Below are 13,724 nucleotides of genomic sequence, written 5' to 3' on the forward strand. Positions count from 1 at the left end.
TCTTTTCGTTTTATCCGTTCTGTTAGTGAATCGTACTGTCGATTGAAGATATCAACGCTTGAGCGAATTTCTCTGCAATGGCTTTTCTCTGGCTCTCTGCAACATTTTGATTCAAGACGTTTGTTGCGATATTTCCGGCGATCATCAGAACCAGATCCGGAGACGCATCATGTTTATCAAAAACGGCAGCAATTTCAGTCAGGATCGTTTCAATTTGTTGATCACTATATTTTGATGTAATGGGCATATAGACTCTAACGATGATAGTAAAAACGGCTTATGATAACCTACTATACCTGTCAACTGAAACCACAACGATGATAAATTCGCTATGAGTCTTGATCTCTCCAATGTAATACTACACCAGTTACTGAAAAATGAATCGGATGAACTGGTTGTCAACTATCGCTCTCAGTCATTAGAAAACAATGCTTCAACGGAAAATCTGGTCGCTGAATTGCACCGAGTTTTCAGTGCCAAGCCTTCGAAAGGATTTGGCTGTTTCCAATCAGACAGTGAATTTCAAAACTGGTTGCGTGAGCTCAAAAGTGGGGACTTAAGTTTTTATGATTTCTCACAGTCCAGTGCCAGAAAACTCAAAGATGAACTGATTAAGTCCCCTTTTGCTGACGAAGGGATTTTGGTGATGGCTGAGTATCAGTCACTGGCGACGCAATACCTATTCATCGGTCTCTTACCGATGAATCAGAGCCTAAAAATCACCGAAGGATTGGATATCAGTGCTACGGATTATCTGGATATCCGACAAATGGATATCGCTGCCCGTATCGATCTTTCGCTTTACCAGTCAGATCCGGATTCCAATCGTTATCTGACTTATATTAAAGGGCGGGTTGGCCGCAAAGTTGCCGACTTTTTTCTCGATTTTCTTCAAGCCGATGTCGGTCTGGATTCAAAACAGCAGAATTTAGTGCTGATGCAAGCTGTGGAAGATTTTTGTAGTGATGCTCAGTTTGAAAAAGATGAAACAATTACTTACAAAAAGCAGGTCTATGATTACTGCAATGAACAGATTAAATCGGGCGATGAAGTTCAGTTGAAGGATTTATCGCAAGAGCTGCCGGATGATACCAACGGAACGACGCTATGGGATTATACTCAAAGCCATGGTTATGAGTTGGAAGAGAGTTTTCCGGCGGATCGCTCTACAGTTCGCAAACTGACAAAATATGTAGGTTCTGGTGGTGGGTTAAATCTGAGCTTCGATAGTTTGTTACTTGGTGAGCGCGTTTTTTATGATCCGGCGTCAGATACACTGACCATCAAAGGGACGCCTCCCAACTTGCGTGATCAACTGACAAGAAACCGTTAATACAATATAGAATGAAGGCTCCTTACTCGGGAGCCTTTTGAGTTTTCATTCACCTGCCTTTGCCTTTGCCTTTGCCTTTTTCTGCTTCTGCTCCTCTTCTCCGAACATCTCATCGACTTAGTTATATCCAGAGAAAGCGCCCGTCAGGAGGTGATGTTGAGATGAGTGAATGTGTATGATTGCACATAAAATTCAATTCTTACTTGTAATAAAAGTTCCATATTTCAAATTAAAATAAGATCAAGATCACTTATATTTTTTATATATTTCAGATATTGCACTTTTATTTGAGATACAAATCGATATTATTTTAATAAATAATTAAATGTTATTAGTGCATGGATTGCGCTAATGGATTGTAATCAACACAGAAATAGAGACCTCAATATGCGTAAATCACTTCTGGCGCTTAGCTTATTAACAGCAATTTCAACGCCTGCACTTGCTGAAGATTATTCAGATGGAATTCATAAAAATGATTATAAATGGTTGCAATTTAATCTGATGGGAGCCGTCAATGAGCTGCCCGGTAAGTCTGATCACGACTATATGGAAATGGAGTTCGGTGGCCGTTCCGGTCTGTTTGACCTGTATGGTTATGTTGATGTATTTAACCTGACCAGTGATCCAGATAGTGATAAAGCAGATAAAAGAAGCAAAATGTTCATGAAATTTGCCCCGCGTATGTCTCTTGATGCATTAACCGGGAAAGATCTTTCTTTTGGTCCGGTGAAGGAACTGTATATTGCATCTCTGATTGAATGGGATGGTGCGAACGGTAGCACATATGATGTAAACAACCAGAAAATCGGTCTGGGTTCTGATGTTGAAGTTCCTTGGCTCGGTAAAATTGGGTTGAACCTCTATGCCACTTATCTCGGAAATAAAAAAGACTGGAATGGTTATCATCTGGCGACCAACTGGTTTAAGCCGTTTTATACATTCGAAAATGGTTCATTTATCTCTTATCAGGGTTATATCGACTGGCAATTCGGAATGCAGGCAGAGCACGCAGATTCAGGAACTGGTGGTGCAATGTTCAATGGTATCTACTGGCATTCAGACCGTTATGCAGTCGGTTATGGCATGAAACTATATAAAGACATCTACGGTATCGAGAACTCGGACAGTCTCCGTTCTACCGGTATCGGCCACTATTTTGATGTCACTTATAAATTCTGATTGTGATAAAGCAATGGATTGATGGCGCTCTCAGGAGCGCCATTTTTTTGAAATTATGGTTTTGTCGGTTATTCGATTAAATATGCAGATTTCAGTAATATACCCAAGTAACCTCAAGATGCAGGATTCAGAGTGTCTTCAATCGGCGTCATTCAAGGAAAATGTCGGCAGGAATGGCCTTCCCATTTCAATGGCATTTGACGCAGAAAGGCGCCGATTGAAGCACTCCCGAAGGGCGAGTTCACTGAACTCAGAGACTGTGTTAGAGATTCTCGCTGAAACTGCATCTTGAGGTCATTTGGGTATAAATAGGAAAAATTGTCGAGAAAATCCAAATTGAGCTTGAGATTTTGTTCTGAACCGCTTATAGATGGTGGATTAGATTTGAATCAGAAACACATGGAGAGTTTGTGCAATGAGAGTAGGTTTAGTCGGGTGGCGTGGTATGGTCGGTTCTGTACTGATGCAGCGGATGGTTGAGGAAGGTGATTTCAATCATATCGAACCTGTATTTTACAGCACCTCGCAAGTTGGTATCGCGGCCCCTGATTACGGGAAAGATGCTGGGTTACTGCAGGATGCTTATGATGTTGAAAGCCTGAAACAGTTGGATGCTGTCATTACATGTCAGGGCGGGGGATACACCGAGAAAGTTTATCCGCAGCTCAGAAATGCCGGCTGGAAAGGGTATTGGATTGATGCTGCATCGACATTACGGATGGCTGAAGACTCAGTGATTACACTTGATCCGGTTAACCTGAAGCATATTCAGCAAGCTATTCACTCAGGAACCAAAACCTATGTCGGTGGAAACTGCACCGTGAGTCTCATGCTGATGGGCTTAGGCGGACTGTTTGAGAAAGGTCTGGTGGAATGGATGAGTGCCATGACATATCAGGCTGCATCCGGTGCCGGAGCGCAGAATATGCGTGAGTTGATTTCACAGATGGGTGTGATTAACGATTGTGTCAGCTCTGAGCTGGCAAATCCCGCCAGTTCCATTCTTGATATTGACCGCAAGGTTGTCGAAACCATGCGGTCAGGCTCTTTCCCGAGTGATAACTTTGGTGCACCGTTGGCTGGTTCATTGATTCCATGGATTGATGTAAAACGTGATAACGGCCAAAGTAAAGAAGAATGGAAAGCCGGTGCTGAAGCGAACAAGATTCTCGATCTGCAAGGTTCTCCGATTCCGATTGATGGCACTTGCGTACGTATCGGCGCCATGCGTTGCCACTCTCAGGCGCTGACGATTAAATTAAAGCAGAATGTGCCAATGGACGAAATCGAAGAGATTATCGCCTCTCACAATGACTGGGTGAAAGTGATTCCGAATGAGCGTGATATCACCGCTCAGGAACTGACACCAACCAAAGTGACCGGAACATTATCTGTTCCTGTAGGACGTTTACGTAAAATGTCGATGGGGGATGACTTCCTCAATGCATTTACTGTCGGTGACCAGCTATTGTGGGGCGCAGCAGAACCATTGCGTCGTACTTTACGAATCATTCTGAACGAAAAATAAAAACGTTAATGATCACAATGTGACGTTGACTATCTTGCCTAAAAGAAAAAGAGTGCACTCGGTGCACTCTTTTTTTATCTGTGTGACGAGGGGTTGCCGGACACGACGCGTTTATCCGGATCGGCTAGCTGGCTGCCGCAGTGTTTACAGTACAGCGCATCAGTATCATGCCCGGTTTGAGAACAGTTCGGGCATTTGACCAATTGACGATGAATGTTCATCTCTTTGCTTAGCTCAGCGGTAATAATACCTGTCGGGACTGCGATAATCGAGTAACCCAATAACATCGTGAGCGAAGCAAGTCCTTGACCAAGTGGTGTTTGAGGCACCAGATCACCATATCCGACCGTTGTAATCGTGACGATTGCCCAGTAGATACATTTCGGAATACTTGAGAATCCATGTTCCGGCCCCTCAATGACATAAATCAACACTCCGAAAATCGTAACCAGGATTGAAACGGAGCTAAAGAAGATAAAAATTTTCCGACGGGCCATGAAGAGTGAACGCATCAGGAGATTGGAATCTTGTAGATAGCGAACCAGTTTGAGAATTCTGAAAATCCTCATCACTCGGATCAGTCTGATCACAGCCATAAATGAAATGGTCGGAAAGAGTAGCGAGAGATATGTGGGTAGGATTGCGAGTAAATCAACAATCCCGTAAAAACTTTTCGCATAGGCTTTGGGGTGAGGAGAGCAATAGAGTCGGACGAGATATTCCGCTGTAAATAGTATGGTGAAGCCATACTCAAAGTAGCGGAGCTGTTGGTGCCATTGGGCATTAATTTCTGGAATCGACTCTAGAATTAAAACCAGTAGGGAACTCACTATTATCGCAATCAGACAGAGGTCAAACACTTTCCCTGCCCGAGTATGTGTCCCGAAGATAATGACATAAAGGTTTGTTCTTATTGAGGATTTAGTCATCGCTTTCCCATTGATAAATCTGCGTGATAAGCCTTGTTTTAAATGTGGCTCATGAATTGTAGTGACGTATCTAATCTGTGATGTCCGTTTTGACAGAAAATTGATCCGCCTCCCGTCCATTAGAAGTCCTGCAACATTGTCCGCCAATTTGATAGCTGTTCAATGATTATCCCGTGGTATGAATGAGAAGTCATCTACTCAATGATTTTTGCATCAGTGTCATAAGAGAGCACCGAAATGGAACTTCCCGCACTGGAATAATCGGAACAAGGACTGAGATCTACAGGCCATCTTGTGTCTCATATGTAGGGATATTGTAAAAAAAGGTGTTTATAAATGGTGTTCTCAATCATGGCCTATATAATTACCAGTAGCACGAAAATGACGGATTAGATCTTTCTATATGGTATTGCCATGAAAATTTATTACATAAAATTGTAGTTTTTTTATTTTATGCTTCGATAGTATTTCTCTATGAAACCGGTCTCTTTATTTATTTTTTGTTTTATTTCATAAGGTTATATTTTTTTCGGGTAATATTTCGACAAGTGAAGGAATTGTTTTTTAGAACTGATCTGGGTCAATGTTTTCAAATACTGAAAGATTATACTCAGAGATGAAAGCTATTTACTAAGCGTGTTTCTGAGGAAAATCTGGATTTTGACCGTTTAGACCGGGTGACAGTCTTAATAAAAAGTTTTTAACATTTTTTTAATTTTAGGAGATTCACTATGCCTGTAACAAATATGGCGGAACTAAATGCTCTTGTTGCGCGTGTGCAAGCTGCTCAAGCAGAATTTGCGACTTACTCTCAGGAGCAAGTTGACAAAATTTTCCGAGCAGCATCACTGGCAGCAAACCAAGCTCGTATCCCTCTGGCCCAACAAGCCGTGGTTGAGTCTGGTATGGGGATTGTTGAAGATAAAGTGATCAAAAACCACTTTGCATCAGAGTACATTTATAATAAGTACAAAGATGACAAAACCTGCGGAGTATTGGAAGAAGACGAAAATATGGGAACAATGACGATTGCAGAGCCTGTCGGCATTATCTGCGGTATTGTCCCAACCACGAACCCGACTTCTACTGCGATCTTTAAATCTCTGATTTCTCTAAAAACGCGTAATGGTATTATCTTTTCTCCTCACCCTCGTGCTAAGAATTCAACCAATGATGCAGCGAAACTTGTACTTGATGCTGCGGTTGCTGCGGGCGCACCGAAAGACATCATCGGCTGGATTGATCAGCCATCTGTTGAGCTATCGAATGCACTGATGAAGCATGAAGGGATTGCACTGATTCTTGCAACGGGCGGACCGGGCATGGTTAAGGCTGCATACTCTTCAGGTAAACCCGCAATTGGTGTTGGTGCCGGTAACGTGCCTGTTGTGATTGATGAAACTGCTGATATCAAGCGTGCTGTCGCTTCTGTTCTGATGTCAAAAACATTTGATAATGGTGTTGTGTGTGCTTCTGAGCAAGCTGTCATTGTTATGGATGAAGTTTATGATGAAGTTAAAGAGCGTTTTGCAACGCATAAAGCTCATGTGTTGAGCAAGTCTGATGCAGATAAAGTTCGTAAAGTGCTGCTTATCGATGGTGCACTGAATGCTAAAATCGTTGGTCAACCAGCAACAGCGATTGCTGAAATGGCAGGCGTGAGTGTTCCCGCGGATACGAAGATTCTTGTCGGTGAAGGTATCGGTGAAGTTTCTTACGATGACGAGTTTGCTCATGAGAAATTATCGCCAACGTTAGGTATGTTCCGCGCAAGCTCTTTTGAAAATGCAGTAGACCAAGCGGTGAAAATGGTAGAAATCGGTGGTATCGGTCATACATCTGGTTTGTATACCAATCAGGATGTGAATAAAGATCGTATCCGTTACTTCGGTGACCGGTTAAAAACAGCTCGTATTCTGGTAAACATTCCAACAACTCATGGTGGTATCGGTGACCTGTACAACTTTAATGTGGCACCTTCTTTAACACTGGGTTGTGGTTCTTGGGGTGGTAACTCTATCTCAGAAAACGTCGGACCTAAACACTTGATCAACAAGAAAATTGTTGCTAAGCGAGCTGAAAACATGTTGTGGCATAAATTACCTAAGTCTATCTATTTCCGTCGTGGTAGCCTGCCTATCGCACTGGGCGACCTTGAAGGTAAAAAACGTGCATTCCTAGTGACAGACCGTTTCTTATTCAACAATGGTTATGCTGACGATGTTGTGAGCCTACTGAAAGCTCAAGGCATGGAAGTTCAGACATTCTTTGATGTTGAAGCTGATCCGACACTCTCTGTTGTCGAAAAAGGCGCTGCACAAATGGCGAGCTATCAACCGGATGTGATTTTGGCGCTGGGTGGCGGTTCTCCAATGGATGCTGCGAAGATTATGTGGGTGATGTATGAACATCCAGAAACTCATTTTGCAGAGTTGGCGATGCGCTTTATGGATATCCGTAAACGTATCTACAAATTCCCGAAAATGGGCCAAAAAGCTGAATTGGTATGTATCACTACCACATCTGGTACTGGTTCTGAAGTGACACCGTTTGCGGTTGTAACAGATGACAAGACCGGCGCTAAATACCCACTTGCTGACTACGAACTGACGCCAAATATGGCAATCGTTGATGCGAATCTGGTGATGAACATGCCGAAGTCTCTTACTGCGTTTGGTGGTTATGATGCAGTGACGCACGCATTGGAAGCTTATGTTTCTGTCCTTGCTAACGAATACTCAGATGGTCAGGCTTTACAAGCGCTGAAGATGTTGAAAGAGTATCTGCCATCAAGCTATGCCAATGGGGCGAATGATCCGATTGCTCGTGAAAAAGTGCATAATGCAGCAACAATTGCTGGGATTGCATTTGCCAACGCTTTCTTAGGTGTATGTCACTCAATGGCGCATAAACTCGGTGCAGAATTCCACGTACCTCACGGTCTGGCGAATGCCTTATTAATTGCGAACGTTGTGCGTTATAACGCGAATGACAATCCAACCAAGCAAACTGCATTCTCTCAATATGACCGCCCTCAGGCTCGTCGTCGTTATGCTGAGATTGCCGACCATTTGGGTCTGTCTCAAGCCGGTGACCGTACTGCGCAGAAGATTGAGCGTTTATTAGGTTGGTTGGAAGAATTGAAACATAACCTTGATATCCCACTGTCTATTCAGTCGGCAGGGATTAACGAAGCTGATTTCCTTGCTAAACTGGACGAATTGTCTGTTCAGGCTTTTGATGACCAGTGTACCGGTGCAAACCCTCGTTATCCGTTAATCAGTGAGCTGAAAGAGGTATTGCTGGCTTCTTACTACGGTCGCGCTTATGTTGAAGGTGAGACTGTTGAAGGGACAACCGTTATCAAGAAGAAAGCCGATCAAGAAGCTGCCGCAGAAACACCCAAAAAACGGACAGCGAAAAAAGAGAAGTCTGAAGCTTAATTGCATTCATTCTATATAAACGATGCAGATGCCCCGACCTTTGGCCGGGGCATTTTTTATATGCAGATATTTCTAATGTCATCGGTTCTAAGACGGAAGCTGGATGCTTGTGCGAAATAAGGAAAGTTCAGTACGACTTATTTATAAATAAGAATGTGATGAATAAGGCAAAATCATAGATAAGAAAAAGCCGTTGTTTCTGGGATGAAACAACGGCTTTTTAATCACCTCAGGAAATAGCTATTGCGCTATCCTGCGAGAACGTCGGTTGCAACTTTGTAAGTTGGATCTTCCTTCACATTCGTTTCTATCAAGCTGCTGGCTTTATGAAGCAACTTACGACAATCCTGACTTAGGTGACGTAAATGAAGGGTTTTTCCAACCGCAGCATAACGCTCGGCAAGTGTTTCAATCGCATCAATGGCCGAGTGATCAGTGACGCGTGATTGGCCGAAATCAACAATCACGTGCTCTGGGTCCTGATGTGCATCAAATAGTTCTAGAAAGTTCGCCACAGACCCAAAGAAAATAGGGCCATGGATCTTATACTCTTTGGAACCGTCTTCGTTGGTATGACTGGTTGCATAAATGTGTTTTGCATGATCCCATGCAAACATCAGTGCCGATGTAATGACACCGACAGCAACAGCAATCGCTAGATCGGTAAGTACGGTAACAATGGTCACAAGTACAATGACGAAAAAGTCTTTCTTTGGCACTCTTCTGGCAAGTTTAAAGGTTGCCCATTCAAATGTTCCGATCACGACCATAAACATGACACCGACCAGCGCTGCTAATGGAATCATTTCAATGAGTGATGATGTAAACAAAATGAAGCATAGTAGCATGATCGCAGCGACGATACCGGACAGGCGTCCTCGGCCACCGGAGTTTACGTTAATCATCGATTGACCGATCATTGCACAGCCACCCATAGCACCAAAGAATGAACAAGTGATGTTTGCCAGACCTTGTCCCATACACTCACGGTTTGACTGACCACGGCTATTGGTCATTTCATCCAGTACGGTTAGTGTCAGCAAAGACTCAATCAATCCGACAGCCGCTAAGATAATAGAATAGGGCAGAATAATTTTGAGTGTTTCAAATGTAAAAGGTACATCCGGTACGGAGAATGAAGGGAGAGTCCCTGCAAGCGTTGCTGAATCATTCCCAGACATGGTGCGTAGAAAGTCAACGACGGTACGCGTTTCCAGACCGAGTCCCTGAACCAGTAACGTGACCACAATGATAGCCGCCAGAGAAGAGGGGATCGCAGTTGTTATCTTTGGTAGGAAAAAGATGATGGCCATGGTTAAAGCGACAAGGCCTAACATCAGTAACATTTGATCATAAGGTAGCCAAGTCATCACGCCATTCAATGATGGCACTTTGAACTGTCCTAGCTGAGCGAGGAAGATGACGATAGCAAGTCCATTGACGAAACCGATCATGACAGGATGGGGCACAATTCGGATAAACTTTCCGAGTTTGAATATACCCGCACTGATTTGGATAATGCCTGCCAATAGAATAGCGGCAAATAAATAAGCGATGCCGTGTTCTGAGACCAGACTAACCATGACGACAGCCATTGCACCAGTCGCACCTGAAATCATCCCTGGGCGGCCACCAAAAATAGCAGTAATTAGACCGACAATGAATGCGGCATAAAGACCGACCATCGGGTCAACACCTGCAACAAATGCAAAAGCAACGGCCTCAGGGACCAATGCCAGTGCGACGGTGAGTCCGGAAAGGACATCATTTTTAATTGAATATGTTGATTGATTCGGGAATTCAAGCATGAGTATGGTTGTTTTCTGTTAGTGGCTGAACAAAAACCGATATAGCTCTTATAGGTTTGATCTAAATATTCTAACCAAGCAATATGAACTAAGTATGTCGGGTTCATGTACCGCAAGTGGTCTTATGACTCAAACAGTATTTCGGTCTGAGTCCGACTTGGGCATAAGTTGGCGAATGCTACAGAAAAGCGTGATAGAGGTCAACTATTCTGTACGTTGGTGATGGGGTGGAACTCAGGACTGAATCGGTTTATCAGCCTGCTATCTACCATGGTCATTCGATAAAAAAAGAGCTGCTTTTAGCAGCTCTTTGAAGATAAATGTTTATGCAAATCAACTCATGATAACGGCAGTGGTTTTGCCATTGCCGAACTTGCATGATTGGTTGCAGCATGACTACCAGCGCCTTTTAATGGATAGCGTTGTTCTCGCAAAGGTGCTGCTTCAAGCAGAACCTGTATCAGTTCGCCGCTTCCGGGAGCTTTGGTCATTGGTGAAAATGCATGACCTTTCACTGCTATGACGCTTGCTGGTGTTGGCTGTACAGATTGCTCTACGCTTTCCTGAGTCTGTTCTGGTATTTCATGAGAGCGCTCATCCGGAGTCTCTTGCTGTTCTGCTGCTTCAGCAGTGACTTCATTGGTGATTTCCGTCTCAACTGGCGCAGGAGATGGTTGTGCATCGCCTGTGCTTTCTGTCGTCATGCTCACCTTATCGGTTTCGCTCGTAGTTTGAGTCGCATCTTGAGTGACAACCGTCGCGACTTCAGGAGCACTAACCGTTTCAGAAACCGTGTTCTCTGTGGTCACTTTCGGTGCATTTTCTGATGTGGCAATTTCCGGTGCTGTGGATCCAGTTGTGGAACGAATAATCACTTTACCCATTGCCATCTCAGGGAATGCAACTCCACTAAGTTGTGCCGGTGCATCTGGCTGAGCTGCTGATTGCTCGGGTTTAACCGGTTGTGGTGTAGATTTCTTCAAACCGTAGCTTGGCATCACTTTGCCCATCGCCATTTCCGGAGATGCAACACCACCTTTCCGTAAGCGGAATGGGTTTGGTCTGCGTTCTCTTCCTCTACGACGACGTTGTCCATTGGCACGTAAATGGCGAGGTGAACGGCGACTCCGACGCTGTTTAGGCTCTTCGGTATTCGCGTTTTCATTCACATCACTATTCGAGGTCTGACTTTGTGGCATCTTTTCCGATGATGGTTGCACCGATGATACTGGTGGTTGCTCGTCCACGGTTACAGGAGTGACGTTTTGGTTCAACGCTTCCTGTTCAGACACTCGCTCGTGGCTTACCAACGTCTCGTCAGCTGATTGAGACTGAAGACGAATCTGTTTGGTCAGTTTACGGCGTTGGCGACGTTCTTTCGCGACCACTGCTTTTTCTTGGGTATCCCGCGAGTCTTTTTTCGCTTCGGATTGTGCATCCTGAGCAATCTTTTGTCCTTCCTCGGCTAACTTGGCCGCAGAATCTTTATTACCGCGCTTATCCTGCTTTTCTTGTTTTGGCTTACGAGGTTGAGATTTCGTCGGTTTCTTCTCATCAGAAGTTTGTTGTTTTACTTCTGTTGAGTCCGCATTATCTGATTTGGACTTGTTGCTATCCTGAGGTTGCTGGCGCGGACGTCTACGTTGCTCATGATTGCGTTCACGGGAACGACGAGGTTTTTTGTTCTCTGTACGTTGTTCCTGTTCTGGTTTCTCTGTCTCGGTCACCGGTTTTTCTGGCTGAGCCGATTCTGAACCAGCGAATAGGCTCGTAAAACCTTTCATCAAGCGACTGAACAGCCCCGATTGTGCCGGTTCTTTCGGTTCACTTTTCTGCTGTGTGTTTTGAGCTGGAGCCTGAGGTGCTTTAGGTTGCGGTGCTGATGTTGTTGGCGCAGCAAATCCTTTTAATACCGGCTCTTCAATACGTCGCTGTTTCACTTCAGGTTCGACAACATCTTTACTTTCAGCTTCACGAATGCTGTCCATCCGTTTCGGCACGAGGTAAGAGAGTATTTCCTGTTCTTCACCCTCTCTGACCCGGATGACCTCAAAATGAGGTGTTTCCATATCAGAGTTCGGCACGATGGTGATTTTGACATCTTGAATCCGCTCAATGTGATTGATTGAGCGACGTTTCTCATTCAATAAATAAGATGCAATCGGCACAGGAACAACTGCAAGTACCTGTGAGGTATTATCTTTCAGTGCTTCTTCTTCAATTAATCGCAGTACAGAGAGTGCTAGAGATTCATTATCCCGAACAACGCCTGTTCCAGAACAACGAGGACAAATGTGGTGACTTGCCTCTGCCAGAGAAGGGCTCAGTCGTTGTCTGGACATTTCAAGGAGTCCGAATCTGGAGATGCGACCAATCTGAACTCGGGCACGGTCTACACGAACGGCTTCTCGGAGTTTGTTTTCAACTTCACGCTGATGACGAACAGGCGTCATATCGATGAAGTCGATAACCACAAGGCCACCCAAATCTCGTAAACGAAGTTGACGGGCAATTTCTTCAGCAGCTTCCAGATTGGTATTCAGCGCTGTTTCTTCGATATCACCACCTTTAGTTGCACGAGCAGAGTTGATATCGATAGATGTGAGTGCTTCTGTTGGATCGATCACTATCGAGCCACCGGAAGGTAAACGAACCTCACGCTGGAATGCGGATTCAATTTGGCTTTCGATTTGATAATGACTGAATAGTGGCACTTCACCTTCATACTTCTTCACCCGATTGACAAAATCGGGGCGGACAAGGCGAATATGTTCTAGCGCACGTTCGTAAATGGTCGTGCTGTCGATCAAGATTTCGCCAATGTCACGACGTAGATAATCGCGAATTGCACGTGCAATAACATTACTTTCCTGATGGATCAAAAATGGTGCGGGATTTGAATCGGAAGCCTGTTTGATCGCACCCCAGTGATTGAGCAGAACATTTAGATCCCATTCTAACTCTTCAGCACTTTTGCCCACACCAGCGGTGCGGACAATTAGGCCCATACCTTGGGGGAGTTCAAGTGTACTGAGCGCTTCTTTCAGTTCTGTTCTCTCTGTACCTTCGATACGACGGGAAATCCCACCGGCACGAGGATTATTCGGCATCAGAACTAAATAACTACCAGCCAGAGAGACAAATGTTGTCAGTGCAGCACCTTTACTACCGCGTTCTTCCTTCTCGATTTGAACGATAACTTCCTGACCTTCTTTCAGAACTTCCTTAATACTAGGACGTCCTTGATAAGTGTATCCGGCTGGGAAATATTCTTTCGCAACTTCTTTGAGGGGAAGGAAACCGTGTCTTTCAGCACCATAATCAACAAATGCTGCTTCCAAACTTGGCTCAACTCTGGTGATTTTTCCTTTGTAAATATTGGCTTTTTTTGATTCGTGTCCGGGACTTTCTATATCCAGATCGAAAAGTCGCTGACCATCGACCAGCGCGACACGCAGCTCTTCTTTTTGAGTTGCGTTAATTAACATTCTTTTCATTTAA

At 44.3% G+C, this 13,724-nt stretch carries 8 protein-coding genes; 4 read left to right on the forward strand and 4 right to left on the reverse strand.

The genetic code is table 11. From position 1 onward, the window contains the following. Positions 1-22 precede the first annotated feature (22 nt). Positions 23-247, reverse strand: coding sequence for a YejL family protein (locus BSQ33_RS14080; RefSeq protein WP_021019522.1), 225 nt, complete (start codon positions 245-247; stop codon positions 23-25). 84 nt (positions 248-331) lie between these two features. On the opposite strand from BSQ33_RS14080, the gene yejK reads away from it, so the two are divergent. The 3 genes from yejK (at position 332) to asd (ending at position 4,043) form a co-directional block, all read left to right on the forward strand. Further along, a complete protein-coding gene (yejK, locus tag BSQ33_RS14085) occupies positions 332-1,333 on the forward strand; it encodes a nucleoid-associated protein YejK (protein ID WP_088134344.1) in 1,002 nt (333 codons plus the stop codon). Positions 1,334-1,720: 387 nt separating this feature from the next. Next, positions 1,721-2,515 (forward strand): outer membrane protein OmpK, encoded by a 795-nt coding sequence (locus BSQ33_RS14090; protein WP_088134345.1) that lies wholly within the window; start codon positions 1,721-1,723, stop codon positions 2,513-2,515. 415 nt (positions 2,516-2,930) lie between these two features. Continuing rightward, positions 2,931-4,043: an aspartate-semialdehyde dehydrogenase gene (gene asd / locus BSQ33_RS14100; protein ID WP_021019525.1), complete on the forward strand. Its 1,113-nt coding sequence runs from the start codon at positions 2,931-2,933 to the stop codon at positions 4,041-4,043. A 74-nt stretch (positions 4,044-4,117) separates the two neighbouring features. Here asd and BSQ33_RS14105 read toward each other — a convergent pair whose 3' ends face one another. Further along, positions 4,118-4,972 (reverse strand): ion transporter, encoded by an 855-nt coding sequence (locus BSQ33_RS14105; protein ID WP_027694064.1) that lies wholly within the window; start codon positions 4,970-4,972, stop codon positions 4,118-4,120. A gap of 731 nt (positions 4,973-5,703) precedes the next feature. On the opposite strand from BSQ33_RS14105, the gene adhE reads away from it, so the two are divergent. Next, positions 5,704-8,415 (forward strand): bifunctional acetaldehyde-CoA/alcohol dehydrogenase, encoded by a 2,712-nt coding sequence (gene adhE / locus BSQ33_RS14110; RefSeq protein ID WP_088134347.1) that lies wholly within the window; start codon positions 5,704-5,706, stop codon positions 8,413-8,415. Positions 8,416-8,663: 248 nt separating this feature from the next. Here adhE and BSQ33_RS14115 read toward each other — a convergent pair whose 3' ends face one another. Both BSQ33_RS14115 and rne read right to left on the reverse strand, forming a co-directional pair. Beyond that, on the reverse strand, positions 8,664-10,223 hold the full coding sequence (locus tag BSQ33_RS14115) for a SulP family inorganic anion transporter (protein WP_088134348.1): 1,560 nt from the start codon (positions 10,221-10,223) through the stop codon (positions 8,664-8,666). A gap of 338 nt (positions 10,224-10,561) precedes the next feature. Beyond that, positions 10,562-13,720 (reverse strand): ribonuclease E, encoded by a 3,159-nt coding sequence (rne, locus tag BSQ33_RS14120; protein WP_088134349.1) that lies wholly within the window; start codon positions 13,718-13,720, stop codon positions 10,562-10,564. Positions 13,721-13,724: the final 4 nt, after the last annotated feature.

Origin of the sequence: Vibrio gazogenes, from assembly GCF_002196515.1 — a bacterium.
GTDB lineage: Bacteria > Pseudomonadota > Gammaproteobacteria > Enterobacterales > Vibrionaceae > Vibrio > Vibrio gazogenes_A.

Bases quoted from the DNA above. Each gene is read 5' to 3' on its own strand.
- rne (WP_088134349.1), bottom strand. From the start codon at position 13,720: ATGAAAAGAATGTTAATTAACGCAACTCAAAAAGAAGAGCTGCGTGTC.
- BSQ33_RS14115 (WP_088134348.1), bottom strand. From the start codon at position 10,223: ATGCTTGAATTCCCGAATCAATCAACATATTCAATTAAAAATGATGTC.
- BSQ33_RS14090 (WP_088134345.1), top strand. From the start codon at position 1,721: ATGCGTAAATCACTTCTGGCGCTTAGCTTATTAACAGCAATTTCAACG.
- BSQ33_RS14105 (WP_027694064.1), bottom strand. From the start codon at position 4,972: ATGACTAAATCCTCAATAAGAACAAACCTTTATGTCATTATCTTCGGG.
- asd (WP_021019525.1), top strand. From the start codon at position 2,931: ATGAGAGTAGGTTTAGTCGGGTGGCGTGGTATGGTCGGTTCTGTACTG.
- BSQ33_RS14080 (WP_021019522.1), bottom strand. From the start codon at position 247: ATGCCCATTACATCAAAATATAGTGATCAACAAATTGAAACGATCCTG.
- yejK (WP_088134344.1), top strand. From the start codon at position 332: ATGAGTCTTGATCTCTCCAATGTAATACTACACCAGTTACTGAAAAAT.
- adhE (WP_088134347.1), top strand. From the start codon at position 5,704: ATGCCTGTAACAAATATGGCGGAACTAAATGCTCTTGTTGCGCGTGTG.